At 41.1% G+C, this 21,622-nt stretch carries 20 protein-coding genes; 15 read left to right on the forward strand and 5 right to left on the reverse strand.

Going from position 1 to position 21,622, the window contains the following annotated elements; genetic code table 11:
- Positions 1 to 9: 9 nt before the first annotated feature.
- Positions 10 to 381, reverse strand: a complete 372-nt coding sequence (locus tag LCD32_RS08220) for an iron chaperone (RefSeq protein ID WP_060781071.1) — start codon at positions 379 to 381, stop codon at positions 10 to 12.
- Positions 382 to 939: 558 nt separating this feature from the next.
- Here LCD32_RS08220 and LCD32_RS08225 point away from each other — a divergent pair.
- Entirely contained in the window at positions 940 to 2,052 is a 1,113-nt protein-coding gene (locus LCD32_RS08225; RefSeq protein ID WP_008343950.1) for a tetratricopeptide repeat protein, read from the forward strand.
- Positions 2,053 to 2,514: 462 nt separating this feature from the next.
- Positions 2,515 to 2,736, forward strand: a complete 222-nt coding sequence (locus tag LCD32_RS08230) for a hypothetical protein (RefSeq protein WP_008343948.1) — start codon at positions 2,515 to 2,517, stop codon at positions 2,734 to 2,736.
- 39 nt (positions 2,737 to 2,775) lie between these two features.
- Here LCD32_RS08230 and LCD32_RS08235 read toward each other — a convergent pair whose 3' ends face one another.
- Together LCD32_RS08235 and LCD32_RS08240 are read right to left on the reverse strand one after the other, a co-directional pair.
- On the reverse strand, positions 2,776 to 3,471 hold the full coding sequence (locus LCD32_RS08235) for a YoaK family protein (protein WP_035700895.1): 696 nt from the start codon (positions 3,469 to 3,471) through the stop codon (positions 2,776 to 2,778).
- A 34-nt stretch (positions 3,472 to 3,505) separates the two neighbouring features.
- Entirely contained in the window at positions 3,506 to 5,371 is a 1,866-nt protein-coding gene (locus tag LCD32_RS08240; protein WP_224563476.1) for a DNA ligase D, read from the reverse strand.
- A gap of 114 nt (positions 5,372 to 5,485) precedes the next feature.
- On the opposite strand from LCD32_RS08240, the gene LCD32_RS08245 reads away from it, so the two are divergent.
- Positions 5,486 to 6,334: a Ku protein gene (locus LCD32_RS08245; protein WP_113747393.1), complete on the forward strand. Its 849-nt coding sequence runs from the start codon at positions 5,486 to 5,488 to the stop codon at positions 6,332 to 6,334.
- A gap of 28 nt (positions 6,335 to 6,362) precedes the next feature.
- On the opposite strand, the gene LCD32_RS08250 is transcribed toward LCD32_RS08245, so the two are convergent.
- On the reverse strand, positions 6,363 to 6,806 hold the full coding sequence (locus LCD32_RS08250) for a DUF2188 domain-containing protein (protein ID WP_113747394.1): 444 nt from the start codon (positions 6,804 to 6,806) through the stop codon (positions 6,363 to 6,365).
- Positions 6,807 to 6,965: 159 nt separating this feature from the next.
- On the opposite strand from LCD32_RS08250, the gene LCD32_RS08255 reads away from it, so the two are divergent.
- From LCD32_RS08255 to LCD32_RS08285, 7 genes are all read left to right on the forward strand, one after another.
- On the forward strand, positions 6,966 to 7,439 hold the full coding sequence (locus LCD32_RS08255; protein WP_051626170.1) for a VOC family protein: 474 nt from the start codon (positions 6,966 to 6,968) through the stop codon (positions 7,437 to 7,439).
- Positions 7,440 to 7,487: 48 nt separating this feature from the next.
- Positions 7,488 to 7,901, forward strand: coding sequence for an Rrf2 family transcriptional regulator (locus tag LCD32_RS08260; RefSeq protein WP_035700902.1), 414 nt, complete (start codon positions 7,488 to 7,490; stop codon positions 7,899 to 7,901).
- A 135-nt stretch (positions 7,902 to 8,036) separates the two neighbouring features.
- On the forward strand, positions 8,037 to 8,888 hold the full coding sequence (locus LCD32_RS08265; protein WP_008343941.1) for an SDR family oxidoreductase: 852 nt from the start codon (positions 8,037 to 8,039) through the stop codon (positions 8,886 to 8,888).
- Between the two features lie 188 nt (positions 8,889 to 9,076).
- Entirely contained in the window at positions 9,077 to 9,793 is a 717-nt protein-coding gene (locus LCD32_RS08270) for a (Fe-S)-binding protein (protein WP_035700904.1), read from the forward strand.
- Between the two features lie 21 nt (positions 9,794 to 9,814).
- Positions 9,815 to 11,239, forward strand: coding sequence for a LutB/LldF family L-lactate oxidation iron-sulfur protein (locus LCD32_RS08275; RefSeq protein ID WP_046526646.1), 1,425 nt, complete (start codon positions 9,815 to 9,817; stop codon positions 11,237 to 11,239).
- Complete coding sequence (locus LCD32_RS08280) at positions 11,236 to 11,958, forward strand: lactate utilization protein C (protein WP_008343937.1); 723 nt, start codon at positions 11,236 to 11,238, stop codon at positions 11,956 to 11,958. The genes LCD32_RS08275 and LCD32_RS08280 overlap by 4 nt, the downstream gene beginning before the upstream one ends.
- Positions 11,959 to 12,288: 330 nt before the next feature.
- The gene (locus tag LCD32_RS08285) at positions 12,289 to 13,197 is read left to right on the forward strand and encodes a DMT family transporter (protein ID WP_224563478.1); all 909 of its coding nucleotides are present in this window, start codon (positions 12,289 to 12,291) and stop codon (positions 13,195 to 13,197) included.
- 11 nt (positions 13,198 to 13,208) lie between these two features.
- On the opposite strand, the gene LCD32_RS08290 is transcribed toward LCD32_RS08285, so the two are convergent.
- Positions 13,209 to 13,400 (reverse strand): hypothetical protein, encoded by a 192-nt coding sequence (locus tag LCD32_RS08290; protein ID WP_224563481.1) that lies wholly within the window; start codon positions 13,398 to 13,400, stop codon positions 13,209 to 13,211.
- A 111-nt stretch (positions 13,401 to 13,511) separates the two neighbouring features.
- Between LCD32_RS08290 and LCD32_RS08295 the strand changes: the two genes are divergently transcribed.
- From LCD32_RS08295 to LCD32_RS08315, 5 genes are all read left to right on the forward strand, one after another.
- Positions 13,512 to 15,728, forward strand: a complete 2,217-nt coding sequence (locus LCD32_RS08295; protein ID WP_224563484.1) for an RNA ligase — start codon at positions 13,512 to 13,514, stop codon at positions 15,726 to 15,728.
- 64 nt (positions 15,729 to 15,792) lie between these two features.
- Positions 15,793 to 16,503, forward strand: a complete 711-nt coding sequence (locus LCD32_RS08300) for a DUF421 domain-containing protein (protein WP_035700916.1) — start codon at positions 15,793 to 15,795, stop codon at positions 16,501 to 16,503.
- Between the two features lie 228 nt (positions 16,504 to 16,731).
- On the forward strand, positions 16,732 to 17,313 hold the full coding sequence (locus LCD32_RS08305; RefSeq protein WP_007499369.1) for a TetR/AcrR family transcriptional regulator: 582 nt from the start codon (positions 16,732 to 16,734) through the stop codon (positions 17,311 to 17,313).
- Positions 17,314 to 17,334: 21 nt separating this feature from the next.
- Positions 17,335 to 20,478: a bifunctional cytochrome P450/NADPH--P450 reductase gene (locus LCD32_RS08310; RefSeq protein ID WP_224563486.1), complete on the forward strand. Its 3,144-nt coding sequence runs from the start codon at positions 17,335 to 17,337 to the stop codon at positions 20,476 to 20,478.
- Between the two features lie 188 nt (positions 20,479 to 20,666).
- A complete protein-coding gene (locus tag LCD32_RS08315) occupies positions 20,667 to 21,575 on the forward strand; it encodes a trypsin-like serine peptidase (protein WP_008343827.1) in 909 nt (302 codons plus the stop codon).
- The last annotated feature ends 47 nt before the right edge of the window (positions 21,576 to 21,622 follow it).

The raw sequence follows: 21,622 nt of genomic DNA on the forward strand, positions 1-21,622 counted from the left end.
GGGTGTTTATTATTTTCGCCAAAATGTGGAACAATCTGCTTTGTCTTCAATGTTAAATTCGATGATTTTTTTTAGGAGAGGGTAGTCAATTGGTAAGCTTTCTTTCATCCGAAACATCTTTTTTCCATGGTCATAACCAGCTTGTACAATATCTGTTGAAAAGTGATCAATCCCTTTTCCTTCTGGCGCAACAGAAATGTGGTGTTTTGCGACGCTAAATCCGATAATAAATGTGCCATGATCTGTGAACATGGGCTGATTCCAAGCAATTCTTGGCTCTAATTGAGGGAATGTGTCTGAAATCCATTGTAAGATGTCTTGCATGCGCTGTTTCAGCTCTGGATGACCGATGTTGCTTACATATTCTTCAAAAACCTGCATTGTTTTCATCCTCCATATTCATCAAGCCTCAGACGGGATTCGAACCCGCACTCCTTTCGTAAGCATAGGCTAGGGGGCAACACGCTTCCCTACGGAATTTCACCGACAGGAGTTTCACCTGTCTCAGCTCATTTGCTTTTCGGTGCTTCTGAAACCCTTGCCTTGCGACCCGCTAGCTACAATTGTTTTACGGCGCTCTTCCCTTCTAGAGCTACTGAGGCACGGAAGTTCTTGTTCATATTATATAGAGAAACTTGAAAAATGAAAAGCAGTGCTCATGATTCAGGGCAATCACTCAAAATAGTCAATGGAATAAATCCAAAAAGCCCAATAAGGGTTTTTTTCAATTCAACTGTGTCTTTTGATAAAAAAAGACGGAATTTTTAGTGTATGCATCATTGACTAGGAGAAAGAAACGCAATAACGAAGGAATCGGTTATTGAAGATTCAAGTGATTCATATTAAAATGATGTCAAATGGACTAATTAGCAATTGCTAATAGAAGTTCCATATTTAGTGAAATCATGTGGTGTAGCTGAAGGTGATTGGGGGTGTAGAATGAGCAAAGTTCCTGTGGCGGAATTGGCATCACTATTAAATGACTGGAACATGGAAATCAAAAAAGATCATGCAGATGAGGCAGAACGGCTATTTGCTAAAGCGAAACAGGCAGTAGAGGAAATTGATGATGCTGACATCCTCATGTATTATTCTCTTCTAGAGAAAAGGCATCATATTCTGATGTACAATTTAAGAGGGCAAAAAGGCAATGTTTCAACGAAAAGTATAGAAGGCCATTATGGGAAAAAAGATGATGATTTGTCTAATCGCCTTGCTTATTATTTTGATTTTTATGAGGGTGTGTATGAACAGCATCAGGGGAATTATGAGGTTGCATTACAGATGTATCAAAGTGCGGAAAAGCTCTTAGATAAAATTCCGAGTGAAATTGAACGCGCTGATTTCGATTTTAAGGTCGCGTGGCTTTACTATCGCCTGAGTCATATTATGCTTTCATTAAGTTATATTCGCAGGGCTCTACACGTCTATAAACGTCACAAGCAATATGAAAGAAGAACTGCACTTTCATATTCTCTTATTGCAGCCAACCTTACAGAGATTGGCAGGTACGAAGAAGCGCTTGAGAATTATCGTTTGGCGGAAGAGGTGTTGACGAGCGAACAGGATGATTTTATGCTGGCTCAGCACCATCATAATGTGGCCATTTTATATTCATTTTGGAATAAACCGAAAGAATCCATCAGCCATCTTGAAAAAGCATTGTCTCATCAAGAGTATTATGATTCAGATTTCTTTTTCCATTCTACGTATCTGATCAGCCGGGAACTCTGTGTGATTGGTGAAAAGCAGCGCGCAAGCCAGTATATAGAGGCTGCATATGCACGAATAAAAGATGCTTCTCATGAAGTGTTTCAGCTCAAAATAGGCATCGTACATGATCTTTACTTAACGAATGTGCCACAAAGATTTCAGCAAATTAATGAGAAATTAAGAAAGTTAGAAGAAAAGAATGAATATCATGAAGTGAAAGAGCTTTCTCACTTTGCTGCAAAGTATTGTGAAAAGCAAGCACTTTATGAGCAGTCTGTTTTTTACTTGAATAAAAGTTTAGAAGCGGATTTACATATGAAAAGAATGGGGTTGATATAAGATGAAAACAGGATTAAAAGTATTATTCGTTGTGGGTTTAGCGGTCGCTGCGGCTGTTTTAACTGAAAATGTAGCGGGTTCTTTCGAAGTAGCAGAAAAAATCATTGGTGGTTAATCACCCAATCATATCTCGCCCTTGTTGATGATCATCAGCAAGGGTTTTTTATATGGGTGAAAATAGGCTCTTCTTATTAAACGCTGCAAGAACGTTTAATAAGAAGAATTCGCAACAAAGGGGGTGTGCAAATTTGTTACCTGCTCCATTATTCTAAATAAACATAGGGCAGAGCAACAAGTTAAAAAGGTCACCTTTCTTTGCTTAATTTAATTTTTTGCAGGACTTTTCATTCAAATTTTATGAAATTGGTCTATTGTACATAGAAATTGTTACAAAAGAGGGAACACCGCTCCATTTGTCACGCATATGATGAGATGAAGTGTAAGTTGAAGGCAGGTGATTGTATGGATCCACGGGTGTATGGAGGCTTTCATGGCGGCGGTTTTAGCGGTGGAGCAGTGGGACCTCATATTGGCTTTGGCGGGTATTATGTGAGCCCTGGCGTGTTCTCGGGCTTAGGAGGTTACCCTGGATATGGAGGGTTCGGGACGTTTTCTGGATATTCTCCATATGGCTCCACATTCATTATGGGGCGTCCTCCTGGTTTTTATGTAAGAAGTTATTAATGTTTCATCAAAGTGGTTGAAATAGCCATCTAAGATTGGCTATTTCAATTGGTGAAAGTGCTTAAATGTAGCTGTGATTACAATAACCCCTAGGATGCAAATAGGCAGCCAAATGATGATAAACGGATCGTACGCATCTGTGTATGCTGCTAAAGCAGCACCTAGGCAGTAAAAGACAATAGATCCAATTCGCAGAAAGCTCACATGCTGAATAGGGGCTTTTCTTTTTTCCCGATTTGATAAGCGCTGCGCCAAATCTTCAAATAAGTTAGCAAGTGTACTCGTTAAAACTGTTGTAGAAATGCCAGCGACATTTAATTTGCGTGCGGCCGCCGTTTGCATGCCCATCGCCATACTTAAAAGAATAATCAGCATAAAATAAGCACCTTGCGTATAAGGGAAAATGGTCATAAGAGCAAATAGAAGCAAGATGATGACTTCTATGATAAAGATGCGTGTAACGGCTTTTGGCCAAAATGTTTTTTCTTGTTTTCCACCTATGACAACAGCTAGTAAAACACCTAGAACAAATCCGCTAAGTGCCGTGATGGAATGAAGAGCGGTTAACTGCAATGAACTGCCTGCTGCAATGCCAAGCAGTACAATATTTCCCGTCATATTTGCTGTAAACACATGCCCAAGGCTTAAATAGCCAATAACATCCACTATTCCTGCGGTAAGACATAAGAACATCAGTGCAATGTTTCGTATTGAGTGTGCGGTCAAAATAGTCATCCCTTTCTTCCTCTCTAATGAATAAGTGTAACGCTTAATGACCGCGTGTGTCCATTTTATGAGCTGGTAATATGTCCTGCAGCTGATATAAAACTTGTCGAAAAGAATCATCATTCACATGGTGCCTCATTTGACGGAATGGATCGCCTTTTTCCTTTAGACGTTTCATAACAGCCGGCATCGTAAATAAAGAAGGATGACATTCTTCGCTATTTAATTCTTCCCATTCAATCGGTGTTGCAACAAGTCCAAGCTCGTTTCCTCTCGGGGAATACGGGGCGATGATTGTTTTTCCAGCATCATGTTGAAGGTAGTCTAAATATAAACGGTTGCCGCGGTTTTTCTTTAGACGCTCTAGCGTAAACAGCTCGGGTGCTTGTTCGCATAAAAATTGGCAGATGAACGCAGTGAATTGTCTAGTTTGTTCATATGTGAAGGCATTTTTCTTCAATGGGATATAAACTTGCAGCCCTTTCCCACCACTTGTTTTAATAAATGCGGTGAGAAAGAGTCCATCTAAAATGGCCTTGATTCGTTTGGCTGCTTCTATTGCTAGGTGAAACTCTTTAACAGAAGGCGGATCTAAATCAAATACAATTTCTACAGGCCGATCTGTATCTCTCGTTTCAAAAGGAATATGAAATTCCATCGCCAGCTGGTTACCGAGCCAAAGCAACGTGTCAGGATCATTACAGATTGTGTAAGAAATATCGTGCGCTTGATCTGTCTCAACAAAATCAGGCGCATAATCGGGCGTTGCCTTTTGATAAAAAGATTCTCCACCAGTGCCGTGAGGAAAGCGTATTAACGTAAGACGTCTTTCACGTAAAAAAGGTAATAAACAGGAAGCGGCTTGCCTCAAATAAAGTAAGTAATCTGCCTTTGTGATATGAAGGGCAGGTACAACCGGTTTCTCTGGGTGGGTGACGTCAATCAAAGCTGGGAGCGGATAAAGCTGTTTGAGCATGTGTTGAAAGGTACACGTTGCTGGGTCTGCATCGAATAAAAACGAAGAAAACCGGGGCTCTCGTAAGGCTGATCCATCAAAAGAGATACAGGCAATCTTTGCGACAATGGATGGTGGGATTTCATAATGTGATGCTCCAGTCATTTGACCTTTAGTTAGAAATAAGGTGCGCAGAGTTTGTTCTTCTTCTTTAGAAAAACCATGCTTAAATTGGACAACCTCTATGAGATTCGTTTCTTGATAAAGACATCCTTGAAAATAGCCATTGTCTTTATCAAAACGAGTCACGATGACAGATACATACCGCCAATTTTTGATTTTGAGCCATTCTTTCGAGCGGGTATGCTCCTGCCATTTACTCATCTTCTTTTTAGCAACTAATCCTTCCGCTAAATAGGTCAGCATGATTTTTTTCATGTCATCAGGGCTGCTATCGGTTTGGATGATTTGAAGAAGAGAGGGGTGATTCAGCTGAACGGAGGGAGGAAGATTTGCTGCTTGGAACACCTCATGCAGCTCAGCTTTTCTTTCAATCAGCGGTAAATCAACGAGGGATTTCCCTTTGCATCTCAATAGATCAAATGCAATCAAATGACATGGAAACCGCTTAGCCTGGCGTTGAATGGTTTCTGTGTTTTTCAGGCGGCCTCTTTGCTGAACTTTAGTAAAGTCGCTTTCTTGTTCACTCAGTAAAAAGACCAATTCTCCATCTAGGGTCAGCGGTAAAAAAGGTGCAAGCTGCTTTGTTAGTTGCTGGCACTGATCAATGACTTCAGGAAATTGTTCATTTAATCGCTTTCCGGCTCTGCTCTCTAAATGGATGGCGTCTTTTTCCCATATAAGAATGGCCCTAAAGCCGTCATATTTTAATTCATACAGCCAGTCTGCTCCAACAGGAATATCATGTGCAGACGTTAAACGCATCGGTTTCATTGTGTTTTCACTTCCTTACATCATGTGTTCTTATGGTGGGATGAAATTTTCATAAACATACATAACTCTGATGAAAACATTACATAGTAAGAAGAAAAGAACGGAGGCGTTACGATGCATACAGTATGGAAGGGCGGCATTAGCTTCGGACTGGTCAATATTCCAGTCAAGCTGTTTACCGCTACAGAAAACAAAGATATTAAATTAAGACAGCTTCATAAAGAATGCCATACGCCGATTAACTACAAAAAGGTTTGTGCTAACTGCGGCGAGGAGGTAGCGCCAGAGCAAATTGTAAAAGCGTACGAGTATGCCAAAAATAAATTCATTGAATTGGATGAGGAAGAACTCGAAAGGCTGAGAAAAGAAAATGAAGAAAAAGCCGTCGAAATCATTGATTTTGTGAAGATAGAAGAAATCGACCCCATCTATTATGAAAGAAGTTATTTCCTATCTCCAGATACCGGCGGAGCAAAGGCTTATTCATTATTAAGAAAAGCGTTGAAAGAATCAGGGAAAATCGGTGTAGCCAAGATCATGATTCGCTCAAAGGAGCAATTAGCAATTGTTAGGTGCTACGAACATATTTTATTAATGGAAACCATTCATTTTCCTGACGAAATTAGGCAAGTATCAGACGTCCCGAATATCCCGCAAGAGGAAAACATCGTGAAGAAAGAGTTAGACACAGCGCTCCTTTTAATTGAGCAGCTGACCACCACATTCGATCCAGCCGCATATCGGGATGAATACAGAGAGCAGCTGATGAATGTAATTGGAGACAAAATCTCTGGAGAACATACCGTTCAGCCAGAAACGACAGGTAAAAAAGAGGCTTCATCCAATGTCACCGATTTAATGGCCGCTTTGCAGGCTTCTATCGATCGATCAAAACCGGCAAAAACGAAAAAAGCAGCACCTAAGAAAAGAAAAGCACCCGCTAAAAAAGAAAAGAATGCATAAAGAAAAGACCGCTCGCCAAAGGGCGGTCTTATTTGGGCTTCACCACATCCTGAATCGTCCCGTCTGTTCGGTGGATGACAACTGCTGTTCCTTTTTTAGATGAAATCTCTTTCGCGCGGTCGATGGCTTCCTGTTTCGTTTCTTTTACCTCACTTGCACGCTTCGCTTTTTCAGTTTGAACCGCCCAGCCTTCATCATGTTTCACGACATGCTGCGCATGATCCGTGAGCTCAGGTCGTGCAGAGCTGCTTTTCTTAGAAGGAGTCACAGAACCATGAGAGTGAAAGTCCTCCATTTCTTTTTCCGTCGCATTCTTTTTCCACTCTTTCGCTTGATTGATCGCAATTGGAATCGCTCTACCTTCTTCATAGCCTTCCTGCACCATTTTGTTGGCAATCTCAAGTGCTTTTTTTCGAATGACTTTGTCTAGTGATTGGAATGAAGCTGGATAATCTTCCATTGTCCAAGGCATATTGAACGCTCCTTTCTTTTATTTGAACACCTTCCCCCATATGCAATGGATCAAACATTTAACCATCTCAATCCAATGGCTTGGTTGAAATACATCGTTTTGCTGAGGAAGAATGTTTTCAATTCCTGCACAATAGAAGATAGTAAAGGAGTGATTGAAATGATGATGAAAGGCTTGTATGAAGCACATTTACCTGTGAGTGATTTGAAGGCATCCATTTCTTTTTATGAAAAATTGGAATTAACACTTGCTCATGAAAATGAACGAGTGGCTTTTCTATGGATTGAGAAAGGAAAGAGCTGGCTTGGCTTATGGAAGGCTGATATATCCACTATTCCATATCATCCAGCCACTCGACATGTTGCGTTCCAAATAGAAACATCCAGCATTGAGCAGATCAAAGAATGGCTGATAGAAAAAGGGATCAGCATACATCCGATGTTTGGCTTTTCGGAAGAGCAACAGCCTTTAGTACTTGATAATCCGCCACAATTTCATGCCGCGATTTACTTTCTTGACCCAGATGGCAATTTGCTTGAATGCATTGCACCGCTTGAAATCGATGCAGGAGAACATCATGAGATGATGACATTTGAAGATTGGGAAAGAAAGAAACATCCGTTTATTGATTGACAAAACCGCTTATTGTAACTATATTGATTACAACGGTGGTGAAGGAATGTGAAACAAATTAGCAGCAGATATACCATTGCTGTTCATATCTTGTCTTTTATTGCGGGTGTTTCAAAAGAGTGCACAGGGGATTTTATTGCAGAAAGTGTTAATTCAAATCCAGTCATTATCAGAAAAATGATGGCTATGCTCAAAAAGGCGGATCTCATTGAGATTCGCCGAGGAGTTGGCGGTGCTTCTTTAAAAAGGCCGGCAGAGGACATTACTCTACTAGATGTGTACCGGGCTGTGGATGTAAGCGAAGATGAAGAGTTATTTAACTTTCATCAACCAGTCATTGCATGTCCAATTGGTCAAGCCATGGATACGAGACTGCGGCAAGAACTTAAAGAAGCACAGTCCGCACTTGAGCATCACCTTAAACAAGTGACAATTAAGCAATTATTAATCGAGGCGGAGTAGAAAAAGCTCATACATAGAGCTTTTTTTACCCCTTCGTTGTAACCATTTCGATTATAACGAATGATCTGATGCAAGAAACCAGCTGCTTCATACATGAAACATCACCGTTGAACGAAAAATGAGGAGGTCAAATCAATGACATTATTAGTGACAGGTGCAACAGGACAACTTGGATCGCTCGTCGTCAAACATTTGCTCGCAAAAGTACCAGCTGAACAATTGGCGGTCAGTGTTCGAGATCCGCAAAAAGCAGTTCATCTAAAGGAAGCTGGGGTGGATGTGCGCAAGGGAGACTTCACACAGCCGGATACACTTCAATCAGCGTTTCAAGGGATTGATCGCCTTTTGATCATTTCGTCTGGGGATGGAGACCGCGTGAAGCAGCATATCAATGCCATCCAAGCAGCGAAAGCAGCAAATGTGTCATTTATTGCTTATACAAGTGTTGTCAATGCAAGAGAAAGTCAGCTTAACCTAGCACATGACCATGCAAAAACAGAAGAAGCAATTTTGGCCTCTGGCATACCTCATGTTTTTCTAAGAAACAATTGGTATGTGGAAAATGAAAAAGATACGATTCTGGCATCAGTGAACGGAGCGCCGTTTATCAGCCCAATTGGTGAAGGTAAAGTCGGCTGGGCAACAAGAAATGACTATGCAGAAGCAGCAGCAAATGCGTTAACACTGCCGGCACATGATCAGGAAATCTATGAATTGTCAGGACCGCTTCGCACACACACTGAACTTGCACAAATGGTCAGCAAAGTGAGCGGGAAAGAAATCAAAGTAGAGCACATGGATGTAGATACATTTGGAGAATTTTTAGCGTCAAATGGTGTACCGAAAGAAGCTGTTCCATTTGTCAAAGCGATGCAAAGCGGAATTCGCGATGGGGCATTAGCAGTCGAAAGCCATGATTTCGAAAAACTATTAGGCCGCTCTTTAACACCTATTGAAGATAGAATACGAGAAATGATGTCAAACTAAACATGTAAAAACGCCCTGTAAAAGGGCGTTTTTTTCATGTACCTTCACAAGCATGATGTCCAAATTTTAGACAAATCCGTTCGTTGAAATTTCAGAAATTTGGGATTAAAATGAAATGAAGGTCCATTATTCAGTCATCAGATGACCGGACATAAATCAAGGTGCAGCAAAAGAAAGGAAGTTCGCCGATGAGAGTCAGTTTATTTGTCACCTGTATCATTGACACGATGCAGCCACATGTAGGAAAGGCGACTGTTGAGGTGTTAGAGCGGCTTGGTGTTGAAGTGGAATTCCCTGAAGAACAAGTGTGCTGCGGGCAGCCCGCCTTTAACAGCGGCTATACAAAAGAAACAATCAAAGCGGCCAAAAATATGATGAAAGCCTTTGAATCAGCTGAATATGTCGTCACACCATCAGGTTCTTGTAAGGCCATGTTTTTAGAATATCCGCACCTTTTTAAAGAAGACCGAGCGTGGTTCGCCCGTGCTCAGGCACTTGCTGCGAAAACATATGAATTAACGGAATTTATTGTTGATATATTACATGTAACAGATGTAGGAGCGAGTTTGAAAGGAAAAGCCACCTATCATACCTCCTGCCATATGACGAGACTGCTTAGAATTAAGGAAGCGCCTTTCACACTGTTGTCAAATGTCAAAGATTTGGTGATGGAACCATTGCCTCGCGCTGAAAATTGCTGCGGATTTGGAGGAACTTTTTCAATCAAAATGACACCCATTTCTGAGCAGATGGTCGATGAAAAAGTACAAAGCATAGAGGAGACAGGCGCTGAATATATCATCGGTGCTGACTGTGGATGTCTGCTGAATATCGGGGGAAGGCTGAATCGTCTTCATAAGCCAGTTAAAGTGATGCATATCGCAGAAGTGTTGAATAGCCGCTGAAGCTAAGAGGGGGAACGGCACATGAGTATGAAAATTGGAGAGAAGGCTTTTAAAGAGCGGATCGGCGAAGGATTAGAAGACGCTGTGATGAGAGGAGCTGTTTCCTCTGCACAGGAGCGTCTGTATAAAAGACGGATGACTGCAAGTGAAGTGCTTGGAAACTGGGAAAAGTGGCGTGAACTTGGAGAGGACATCAGGCAGCATACACTTGCCCACCTTGATGACTACTTATATCAATTAAGTGAGAGCGTGAGTAGACGTGGAGGTCATGTGTTTTTTGCAAAAACAAAGGAAGAGGCATCGGCGTACATCCAAGATGTCGCACAAAAAAAAGCAGCAAAAAAGATCGTGAAATCAAAATCAATGGTCACAGAAGAAATTGAAATGAATCAAGCGCTAGAAGAGATTGGCTGCGAGGTAGTTGAAAGCGATCTTGGAGAATATATTCTTCAAGTTGATGACCATGAACCACCTTCACATATCGTGGCACCAGCCCTTCATATGACGAAAGAACAAATACGGGAAGTTTTTCACGAAAAGCTTGGATATGATATGTCAGAGACTCCTGAAGAAATGACCAAATTTGTAAGAGCTTTGTTACGAGAAAAATTTCTTGAAGCAGACATTGGTGTGACGGGCTGTAACTTTGCTGTGGCTGACACAGGATCGATTTGTCTTGTGACGAATGAAGGGAATGCGGATCTTGTCACGTCCATTCCAAAGACACATATCGCAGTCATGGGGATGGAGCGGCTTGTACCAACGATGGAGGAGCTCGATGTCCTTGTCGGTCTATTGTGCCGAAGCGCAGTCGGTCAAAAGTTAACAAGCTATATCTCTGTCGTGGGGCCAAAAGGAGAAGAAGAAGTTGATGGGCCAGAAGAGTTCCATTTGGTCATTGTGGATAACGGACGGTCAAACATATTAGGGACAGAATTTCAGCCAGTTTTGCAATGTATTCGGTGTGCAGCCTGTATCAATGTGTGCCCCGTTTATCGGCATGTTGGCGGTCATTCGTACGGATCAATTTACCCGGGTCCGATTGGTGCTGTTCTTTCGCCGCTACTTGGAGGATATGACGACTACCAAGAGCTTCCTTTCGCCTCAAGTTTGTGCGCAGCCTGTACAGATGCTTGTCCAGTGAAAATTCCACTTCACGAATTATTAATCAAACATCGACAAGTCATCGTTGAAAAAGAGGGGAGAGCGCCTAAAGCGGAAATGATGGCAATGAAAATGTTCGGAATGGGCGCATCCACTCCTAGAATGTATCGATTTGGAACAAAAGCAGCCCCTGTGCTCTTGAAACGTATGGCTTCAAACGGACAGATTTCAAAAGGTGCGGGTCCTTTAAAGAATTGGACAGAAATTCGTGACCTCCCAGCGCCAAGCAAAGAAAGGTTTCGGGATTGGTTTAAAAAGAAACAAAAGGAGGAGCGACAATGAAAGGAACCATTTCTCATCGGGATCCATTTTTAGCACATATCCAGCAACAATTAGGCAAAAGCTCCTCCAAGCCTGCATCTATTCGGCGTCCGGTTTGGAAGCATCGAGTCAATTGGGAAACAAATGAAGGTCTGTCGAAAGAAGAATTGGTAGAGCAATTGAAGGTGCAATGTCAGCAAATTCATACGAAAGTGGTAGAAACAACGCCAAAAGAAGCACCCTCAACGTTACGATTATTGATGAAAGAGTATGGAGAAGGTCCTGTGATGACTTCGAGCGATAGACGTTTTGCACAATATGAATGTCATCCTATGTTTCAAGCCTTGCGGAAAGAAGGAATCTCAGTCACTAGCTGGAATGCAGATACATCAAGAGAAGAAAATATAAGGCGGGCAGAACAAGCGAAATATGCAGTGGTATTCAGCGATTACACACTTGCAGAATCCGGAACCGTTGTTCTTTCCTCCCATCAAGGTCAAGGGAGAGCACTTCATTTTTTACCGATGATGTATATCGTATGTATTGAAAAAAGCACAATTGTCCCGCGGATGATTCATGCTGTTTCAGCTCTTCATCGCCTAGTAGAAGAAGGAGAGCAGACGAAAGGCGCCATTCATTTTATATCAGGTCCAAGTAATTCTGCCGATATTGAAATGAATTTAGTCGTTGGTGTTCATGGGCCGGTGCGGGCTGTGTATGTATTAATAGATGATGAATGAGGGCTTTCGTGAAGAAAGCTTCAGCGTGTAGGCAAACCCTCGCATTCGGTGTCAGTCCTGCGCTTCGGTGCTCACGAATGTTAAATTCGCTCCGCGCCGATGCTCATCCTTCCTAGGACTGCAAAGGTTTTCTATCACGCTGAAAAGAAGACAAAGGGCTAAAATCAAGTTCATTTTAGCCCTTTGTCAACAATCTGGGGCTTTCCTGAAGAAAGCTTTTTTTATGTAAACATTCTTAAAATTCATCTTGCCTCTAGGCGAATGGTCATAGTAAGATGACGTCATACAAGATGAGAAGCTCATCTACTGCTGATGTAAAGGAAGCTGCTAATGGAAATGAAGACAAATGCTCCAAAGAAGTCGATTGCGGTGCCGCTTGTGATCTCCATCATTGCGATTTCGTTTTCGGCCATTATTGTGAAGTGGTCAAGTGCGCCTGCTGCTATTTTAAGTATGTATCGAATGATATTTGCGGCGGTTTTGATGCTTCCGTTTATTCTGCCGCGTCAAAAAGAGTTTGTCTCGTTAAAGCGGAGAGACTGGTTTTTCTTATGTATGTCAGGTTTCTTTTTAGGGCTCCATTTTGTTTTGTGGTTCGGCTCATTGAAGCTCACCACAGTGGCGAGCTCTACAATCATCATTGCACTTCAGCCGATGGTGTCATTATTAGGCGGATTTCTCATTTTTCGTGAACGAACAACGAAGTCAGCCATTTTCACAATGTGTGCGGCGATTGTTGGTGCGCTCATGATCGGATGGGGGGATATCGGACATAGCCAAGACGCCATTATAGGAGACATTTTATCCTTTTTCAGTGTAATCGCTGTTGTTTGTTATTTATTAATCGGTCAACAAGCTGTGAGAAAGATATCTCATTGGATTTATAGTTTTTGTGTATTTGGTTTTGCCGGCCTTTTTTTAATTTTATTTAACCTTATACAGCAAACGCCTTTTGTAGGCTATTCGGGTAAAGAATGGGGGATTTTTTTACTGCTCGCCATTATCCCTACCATGTCCCATGTCATTAACAACTGGCTGTTAACCTATGTGAATGCGACAACTATTTCAATGAGTATTCTAGGAGAACCTGTTGGGGCAACGATACTCGCTGTTTTACTGCTTGGAGAGAAAGTCACGCTGCTGCAAATGTTCGGTGGTCTTCTTGTCCTTTTAGGTGTCTTTTTCTTTTTGATGCAGCAGCGACAAGGGATCGTAATGAAAACACAAAAATCCGGCTAACTCCCGGATTTTTACTCTTTTAAATGATTTTTTTCAACCACTCTGTTTAATCTAGCCTCTACTTTCTTTAATTCCACTTGTTTTCTTCTTATCATTCGAATGGCAATCACAATGATGGTCACGATCAATGCGATGAATAGAAGAGAAAATACTTGGAATACGATATCCCCAACATAGAATGCAGCACTCTCTTCATTAGACATATGTAACCCCTCCTTTTGATATCTATATATTACCATATTCAATAAAAGATTGAGATTTATCCATAATTTATCTATAATAGGTAAAATATCACTCATTAAAGGAGAACCATTATGAGAACTTTAGTCCTTTTACGAGGTCTCCCAGGTGCAGGTAAATCAACTTGGATCAAAGAACAAGGGTTAGAACCATATACATTATCAGCGGATCAGATCCGTCTGTTAACCCAGCCTCCGCAGTTATCAGTCAATGGGAAGCCGGAAATTTCAAGCAAACATGATCATAAAGTCTGGTCTTTATTATTTGAACTCCTCACAGCCCGAATGGAACGAGGAGACTTTACTGTCATTGATGCAACACATGTCACAAGTAAGTCCATTTCGCAGTATAAATCATTAGCTACTTCATATCGCTATAGAGTGTATGTCGTCGATTTTACGCAAGTGCCTCTTGAAACATCCCTGCTGCAAAATCGCGGTCGAGAGCCGCACAAAGTAGTGAAGGAATCTGTGTTATATCAAATGAATGAACGGTTAAAGACAGAGAAGGTGCCTTCATGGGTAACCGTTTTGACGCCTGAGGAATATCAAGCTATTATGACTTATCAGCCCAGATCTTTTGATCAGTATGAGGCCATTCACGTCTTCGGTGATATTCACGGCTGTTACACAGCTCTAAATACTTATTTGCAAGGAGACTTGAAAGAAAACGAGCTTTATATCTTTGCAGGTGATTTGCTTGATAGAGGAATAGAAAACAAGGAAGTGTTAGAATGGATGCTGGCACATAGAGAATGCCGCAATGTGATCGTCATTGAAGGAAATCATGATCAGCATCTTTACAAATATGCACATGAAGAAAAAGTGAGAAGTAATATGTTTAACCGTCATACTGCGCCTGAAATTGCAGAAGCAGGTTTTGACCTAAAAGAATTAAGGAAGTTTGTCAGAACATTTCATCAGCTCACCTATTTTACGTATCATGGTCAGACATTTCTTGTCACCCATGGTGGGCTTGCCCATTTGCCAGAAGAGCTTCTGCATGTCTCAACGCAGCAGCTTATTCACGGAGTAGGTGAATATTCAGATGACATTGACCACTTATTTGTGCAAAATACTTCTGGATTAGATATCATTCAAATTCACGGTCATCGCAATTTATATAGACTGCCTATCCAAGCGGCGGAAAGATCTTATAACCTCGAAGGTCAGGTTGAATTTGGTGGACAGCTGCGTGTGTTAAAAATTACAGCAGGCGGGATTGAGACACATGAAATTGACAATCCTGTCTACAGAGCTTCTGAAAACAAGCAACCGGTCTTTGTTCAGCCCAATGTGACGCTGGATGATTTTTTATCCCATTTAGATCAGCATGAATATGTACAAGAATTAAAGCTGCCACACGATATTTCATCTTTTAATTTCACCAAAAAAGCATTTAGTGAAAGACAATGGGATGAAATAAATGTCAAAGCAAGAGGGTTGTTTATCAATATGACTTCAAAGCAGATTGTGTCTAGAAGTTATAATAAGTTCTTTAATATTGATGAACGTCCTGAAACCAGAATGCAGCATTTAGTGAATCATCTTCAATTTCCTGTGACGGTCTATGATAAAGCAAATGGATACTTAGGCACGGTTGGGTTTAACGACATAAAAGATGAACTGGTGTTTACGTCCAAATCGTATACGTCACATGTGAAGCAAAATCAGCATGCTGCTTGGGTCGAAGAGCTATTTTATGCGACCTTTGACGATGTGCAGGTCGATTACATCAAATCATACGTACGCGACAACCATGTATCCCTTGTATTTGAAGTCATTTTGCCAGGGAAAGATCCGCATATTATCACATATGATCATGATCAACTCATTTTACTTGATATCGTGAAGCGTCAGCTGAGCTATGAAAAAGAACCATTTGCTGAAGTGAAAAGGCTCAGTGAACAGCTTGGCATGCGGTGCAAACAGCAAGTGGCAGTGTTTCATGATTGGACCTCTTTCTATAAATGGTATCAATCTGTATCACATGATGACACAATCAAAGAAGAAGGCTATGTCATTGAGGATAACAGCGGCTTTATGACCAAGTTAAAGCTTCCTTATTATCAATTTTGGAAGCAAATGCGATCCATTAAACAGCGTGTTGCAGATAAGCGCTCCACCCAAAAATATATGCAGGCTTTGCAAACAGCAGAGCAAGCAAGATTTTATACATGGCTACTCGAGCAAGATCCAGTAAACGTGAGAAACAGCTCAATCATTGAGCTGCGTTCACAATTTGAGCAAACAGAAGCGGCCCATTTGAATAATGACGGAATAAATGCATAGTCTAACAAAGAGTCTTTTCTAAAGAAAAGGCTTTTTTTCATGAAATCGAAAGGTGGAAGCTGAAATGCCAGATCACATTGAAGTCATTCTTCGAACCATATTTGCTTTTGCTATTTTATTCGGCGGTGCCCGTCTTCTTGGAAAGCAAACCATTGCGCAAATGAATATTTTTGATTTCATTGCGGCGATCAGTCTAGGTTCAATTGCGGCGAACTTGGCGTTTAATACTACGCTTCCGCTTCATCACACAACCATTTCTTTTATTACACTTGTGATCATTATTTATGTGATTTCTTTACTTGCTTTAAGAAGCCGGAAGATGAGAGGTTTTATGGCCGGTAAACCAACGCTTGTGATTCAAAATGGCAAAATCCTTGAAGAGAATATGAAAGGAATGAGGTATACACTTGATTATTTAAATCAACAGCTCAGAGAAAAGAATGTGTTTGACATTAGTGAAGTTGAATTTGCAATGATTGAAACAGATGGGCATATGTCAGTGAAAAAATACCCTTCATTTGATTATGTCACGCGAAAAGACCTTAACCTGTGGATGCAGGCAGAGCGTTACATGCCCATTGAAGTCATTATGGACGGAAAGCTCATTTTGAAAAACCTTCATGAAAACCAATTAACGGAGCAGTGGATATATGAAGAAATTCAAAAAAGGCAGCTGTCTTTAAAAGACATTGTTTATGCGGTTCGTTCAAGTAATGGCAGTTTATACATTGATACATATGACGATCACATCCATTCTCCAATTGACCAAGAATGAACATATAGTTCAGACGACACCCGCGCGTCACAGAACTGCCAATATTTATAAGTCATTTGGATGTCATCTATCTAGGTATCATTTCTCAATTATTATTATTTTCTGAAAATGTAGTGACGGAGAAAAATAAGTATGTTTAAGTATAAATAGAAGAATTTAAAATATTAATATAATATACATCAAGCGGAATGAACATTCATTCCTGATAAAACGAAAGGAGAGAATGAAATGCCCGCAGCAACTACTGATAAACAGGAGCAGATTATGAAGGCTTCTCTGGACTTATTTATTGAACGGGGTTTTGACGGTACAACGATGCCGATGATTTCGAAAAGAGCCAATGTTGGAGCAGGAACCATTTATCGTTATTTTGATAGTAAAGAGGCTCTTGTGAACATTTTATACCAGCGAAGCCTGACTGCATTTATCGACAAGGTGAATACAAACAGTCCAGACCCTAAAGCAAGTATCAGGGCTTATTTCAAACATGTCTTTTACTGCTTAGTGCTCTTTACAAAAGAGAACCCAAGTGGTCTGTACTTCTTAGAAATTGACAAACGCTCACACTATTTAGATGAGACAAGTAAAGAGAAGATGCAGCAGCTATTAAATGAGCTATTTCATATTTTTGAAGAAGGCAAAAAGGATGGAATTCATCCAAATCTTTCAGGGAGAACGATTTTATCCATTGTATTTGGAGCGTTCGTTCAGCTTCATAAACAGATTCTAGCAGAGGAAATTGAACCAACGATTGAATTTTTAGAAGATATTGAGCAATGCTTATGGCGTGCCATTAGCGTTGCATCATAAAGAAATAAAGGGAGTGGGCACATGCAACAAATATCAATCATTCCAAAACCAAAAACATACGGACCTTTAAAAAATATTCCTCATATCAAAAAAGGAGAGCTTTCTCAAACCTTTTGGCGGCTGGCAGATGAATTAGGGCCGATCTTTCAGTTTGAATTTTCAAAAGCAACAAGTATTTTTGTTTCCAGCCATGAACTTGCCAAAGAAGTATTTGATGAGAGGCGTTTTGATAAATTCATTGGAAGCAGTCTCAATAAAGTGAGAACATTTTCAGGGGATGGGTTATTTACAAGTTGGACAGAAGAGCCGAATTGGAGAAAGGCTCATCACATCTTGATGCCGGCGTTTAGCCAGCAGGCCATGAAAGGCTATCATGAGATGATGCTCGATATTGCCACACAGCTTGTACAAAAATGGCAAAGAACGGGCCGTGATGACGAAATTGAAGTAGCAGAGGATATGACAAAGCTCACTTTAGATACGATCGGGCTATGCGGTTTTGATTTTCGATTTAACAGCTTTTACAAAGAAAATCAACATCCATTTATTGAAAGCATGCTAAATGGCTTAAATGAAGCGATGGATCAAGCAAGTAGATTGCCGGTCGCAGATAAATTAATGATCAAAAGAAGAAAAGAATTTGAACAAGATGTTGATTTTATGAAGCAATTAGTAGATGACATTATTCAAGAACGGAAAAAACAAGATAAAACGGGCAATGATTTACTGTCTCTCATGCTACATGCAAAGGATCCTGAAACAGGTGAACGCCTGTCAGATGAAAATATCCGTTATCAAATCATTACCTTCTTAATAGCGGGTCATGAAACAACAAGCGGATTGTTATCATTTGCGATTTATTTTTTACTAAAGAATCCAGACAAATTAAAAAAAGCCGCACAAGAAGCAGACGACGTGCTACAAGGCGGCCTGCCGACATTTAAGCAGGTTCAAAAACTAAGTTATACGCGTATGGTCTTAAATGAAGCACTTCGCCTCTGGCCGACGGCGCCTACGTTCTCTCTTTATGCGAAAGAGGATACAGTCATTGGAGGGAAATATCCGATCAAAAAAAACCAAAGTGTCAGTGTGCTGCTTCCTAAAATACATCGGGATCAAGCGGTTTGGGGGGAGGATGCAGAAGAATTCAAGCCTGAACGTTTTATGCATCCTGAAAAGATTCCACAGCATGCCTATAAACCGTTCGGAAATGGCCAGCGTGCATGTATTGGGATGCAATTTGCCCTTCATGAAGCCACGATGGTTCTGGCGATGGTTCTGCACAACCTTGAACTGATTGACCATACGTCGTATGAACTGGATTTAAAAGAATCTCTGACCATTAAGCCGAATGATTTTAAAATCAAAGTGCGGCCAAGAAAGCAGCAATTCTTTATGGCGCCTCCGAAAGAAGAACCAACAAAAAGCACGGCATCTGCTGAAGCAAAAATAGCGAGTCATGGAACACCGCTATTGGTCTTGTACGGATCAAATCTGGGCACAGCAAAGCAGATGGCAAACGAATTTGCTGAAGACGGGAAAGCAAAAGGGTTTGACGTGACAACGGCACCGCTTGATGATTATACTCGAAAGTTACCAGAGTCAGGCGCAGTTTTAATTGTAACGGCTTCATACAACGGTCATCCGCCTGATCATGCGAAACAGTTTGTGGATTGGGTGACGCAGGATGATGAGCAGGATCTATCAAATGTGACATTTGCAGTCTTTGGGTGTGGGGATCGAAATTGGGCGAGCACGTATCAGCGTATTCCTCGTCTGATTGATGAAGCACTTGAAAGAAAAGGGGCGAAGCGTGTAACGGATATTGGTGAAGGCGATGCGGGCGGTGATATGGATGAAGATAAAGAAACATTCCAGAAGACAGTCTTCGATGAGCTTGCAAAAGAATTCAATTTAACCTTGCAGGAGAAACGCCAAGAAAAGCCAAACCTATCCATTGCATATACGAATGAGCTAGTGGAACGTCCTGTAGCTAAAACATACGGTGCCTTTTCAGCTGTTGTATTGAAAAATCAAGAATTACAATCTGAAAAAAGTACCCGCCAAACAAGGCATATCGAACTTCAATTACCTGAAGGCAAGCACTATAAAGAAGGAGATCATATCGGAATCGTGCCAAAAAATAGTGCAACACTCGTTCAGCGAGTGTCCGATCGTTTTAAGCTGGATCCCAAGCAGCACATGATACTCTCTTCGGAAAAAGAGGCAAGTCATTTACCATTAAATCAGCCAATTCAAGTCGGAGAATTGTTGGCGTCACATGTAGAGTTGCAAGAGCCTGTGACACGTACTCAGCTAAGAGATCTTGCAAAATATACGGTATGCCCACCTCATCGTATTGAACTTGAACAAATGGCGGGAGAAATTTATCAAGAAGCTGTATTAAAGAAGCGTGTGACCATGCTTGATTTACTAGAACAATACGAAGCATGTGAACTGCCATTTGATCATTTTTTAGCCCTTTTACCAGGATTGAAGCCTCGTTATTACTCGATCTCCAGTTCGCCAAAGGTAGATGAAAAGAGGCTTAGTATCACAGTAGCTGTTGTGAAAGGAAAATCATGGAGCGGACGCGGTGAATACGCAGGGGTCGCATCAAACTATTTATGCGGACTGCAAGAAGGAGATGAAGTGGCATGCTTCCTTCATGAAGCTCAAGCAGGATTCGAATTGCCGCCTTCTCCTGAAATACCAATGATCATGATTGGACCAGGAACAGGTATCGCCCCGTTTAGAGGGTTTATTCAGGCAAGGGAAGCATGGCAAAATGAAGGGAAGTCGTTAGGTGAAGCCCATCTTTATTTTGGTTGCCGCCACCCGCATGAAGATGATCTGTATTATGACGAAATGCAGCTTGCAGAAGAAAAAGGAGTCGTCACCATCCACCGTGCTTACTCTCGCTACGAGGAGCAAAAAGTGTATGTCCAGCACTTCATTAAAAATGATGGAGCCAAGCTCATTGAATTGCTCGACAAAGGCGCCTACCTGTATATTTGCGGGGATGGAAAGGTCATGGCACCAGATGTCGAGGCAACACTTATTGAACTGTATCAGACTGAGAAACAGTGTGCGAAAGAAACAGCTGAACAATGGCTGACATCTCTAGCCAATGACAACAGATATGTAAAAGATGTATGGAGCTGATCATGTTGAAACCGCCAAATTGGCGGTTTTTCTTTTTTCATAGAGAGATCGCTAGAATAAATATTTGGAAGATACGAAACACCTAATTTACAAATGAAATATTTTGTAAAAAATAAGAATATTCTCTCATTTACTCCAATATGAAACAATCGTATCATTTTTGATATAGGACATAAAGGAGGAATATGATGAAAAAGGTGAAAAAATTAATCCCTTCTCTACTCGTTTTTGGTGCTTTAAGTGTGCCTAGTTTTGCCCATGCAGCATCTGATTCAGTACTTACGTCTGATTATGACATGGTGACTTCTGACGGAAAGGTGATTTCTTCAGCTGACTTCCACAACGATATGAAAACCCCCTCATCCTTTGACAAAGTGGATGATCTCTCTTCTACTATTGGCGAAAAAGTAAAACCACTCACAAAATATTTAAAAGACTTTCAAACAAAAGTAGTTATAGGAGACGATGGTAGAACAAAAGTGACGAATACAAGAGTAGCACCCTATAATTCTATTGCCTATATTACATTTGGTGGATCTAGCTGCACAGGAACACTCATTGCTCCAAACAAAATATTGACAAACGGACACTGCGTCTACAATACAGCCACAAGAAGCTATAGTGCAAAAGGGTCTGTCTACCCAGGCATGAATGACAGCACGGCCGTGAACGGCTCAGCAAACATGACCGAATTCTATGTACCAAGTGGATATATCAACACGGGGGCGAGTCAATATGATTTTGCCGTCATTAAAACAGATACGAACATTGGAAATACGGTCGGCTATCGCTCTATTCGTCAAGTGACAAATCTAACAGGTACAACGATTAAAATTTCTGGATATCCAGGTGATAAAATGAGATCGACTGGCAAAGTGTCACAATGGGAAATGTCAGGTCCAGTCACGAGAGAAGATACGAATCTCGCATACTATACGATCGATACATTTAGCGGAAACTCTGGCTCTGCGATGCTAGATCAGAACCAACAAATCGTCGGGGTCCATAATGCGGGTTATTCAAACGGAACGATCAACGGCGGACCAAAAGCGACTGCTGCCTTTGTTGAATTTATCAACTATGCGAAGGCGCAATAAAAATAGAACAATCAGCTTGTTTCCTTTACAGGGGACAGGCTTTTTTT

Origin of the sequence: Bacillus sp. RSS_NA_20 (genome assembly GCF_020165915.1) — a bacterium.
Classification (GTDB): domain Bacteria; phylum Bacillota; class Bacilli; order Bacillales; family Bacillaceae; genus Bacillus; species Bacillus altitudinis.

Excerpts from the sequence above, each read along its gene's own strand:
- LCD32_RS08220 (WP_060781071.1), bottom strand. The coding sequence starts at position 381 with ATGCAGGTTTTTGAAGAATATGTAAGCAACATCGGTCATCCAGAGCTG.
- LCD32_RS08225 (WP_008343950.1), top strand. The coding sequence starts at position 940 with ATGAGCAAAGTTCCTGTGGCGGAATTGGCATCACTATTAAATGACTGG.
- LCD32_RS08230 (WP_008343948.1), top strand. The coding sequence starts at position 2,515 with ATGGATCCACGGGTGTATGGAGGCTTTCATGGCGGCGGTTTTAGCGGT.
- LCD32_RS08235 (WP_035700895.1), bottom strand. The coding sequence starts at position 3,471 with ATGACTATTTTGACCGCACACTCAATACGAAACATTGCACTGATGTTC.
- LCD32_RS08240 (WP_224563476.1), bottom strand. The coding sequence starts at position 5,371 with ATGAAACCGATGCGTTTAACGTCTGCACATGATATTCCTGTTGGAGCA.
- LCD32_RS08245 (WP_113747393.1), top strand. The coding sequence starts at position 5,486 with ATGCATACAGTATGGAAGGGCGGCATTAGCTTCGGACTGGTCAATATT.
- LCD32_RS08250 (WP_113747394.1), bottom strand. The coding sequence starts at position 6,806 with ATGCCTTGGACAATGGAAGATTATCCAGCTTCATTCCAATCACTAGAC.
- LCD32_RS08255 (WP_051626170.1), top strand. The coding sequence starts at position 6,966 with ATGATGATGAAAGGCTTGTATGAAGCACATTTACCTGTGAGTGATTTG.
- LCD32_RS08265 (WP_008343941.1), top strand. The coding sequence starts at position 8,037 with ATGACATTATTAGTGACAGGTGCAACAGGACAACTTGGATCGCTCGTC.
- LCD32_RS08270 (WP_035700904.1), top strand. The coding sequence starts at position 9,077 with ATGAGAGTCAGTTTATTTGTCACCTGTATCATTGACACGATGCAGCCA.
- LCD32_RS08275 (WP_046526646.1), top strand. The coding sequence starts at position 9,815 with ATGAGTATGAAAATTGGAGAGAAGGCTTTTAAAGAGCGGATCGGCGAA.
- LCD32_RS08280 (WP_008343937.1), top strand. The coding sequence starts at position 11,236 with ATGAAAGGAACCATTTCTCATCGGGATCCATTTTTAGCACATATCCAG.
- LCD32_RS08285 (WP_224563478.1), top strand. The coding sequence starts at position 12,289 with ATGGAAATGAAGACAAATGCTCCAAAGAAGTCGATTGCGGTGCCGCTT.
- LCD32_RS08290 (WP_224563481.1), bottom strand. The coding sequence starts at position 13,400 with ATGTCTAATGAAGAGAGTGCTGCATTCTATGTTGGGGATATCGTATTC.
- LCD32_RS08295 (WP_224563484.1), top strand. The coding sequence starts at position 13,512 with ATGAGAACTTTAGTCCTTTTACGAGGTCTCCCAGGTGCAGGTAAATCA.
- LCD32_RS08300 (WP_035700916.1), top strand. The coding sequence starts at position 15,793 with ATGCCAGATCACATTGAAGTCATTCTTCGAACCATATTTGCTTTTGCT.
- LCD32_RS08305 (WP_007499369.1), top strand. The coding sequence starts at position 16,732 with ATGCCCGCAGCAACTACTGATAAACAGGAGCAGATTATGAAGGCTTCT.
- LCD32_RS08310 (WP_224563486.1), top strand. The coding sequence starts at position 17,335 with ATGCAACAAATATCAATCATTCCAAAACCAAAAACATACGGACCTTTA.
- LCD32_RS08315 (WP_008343827.1), top strand. The coding sequence starts at position 20,667 with ATGAAAAAGGTGAAAAAATTAATCCCTTCTCTACTCGTTTTTGGTGCT.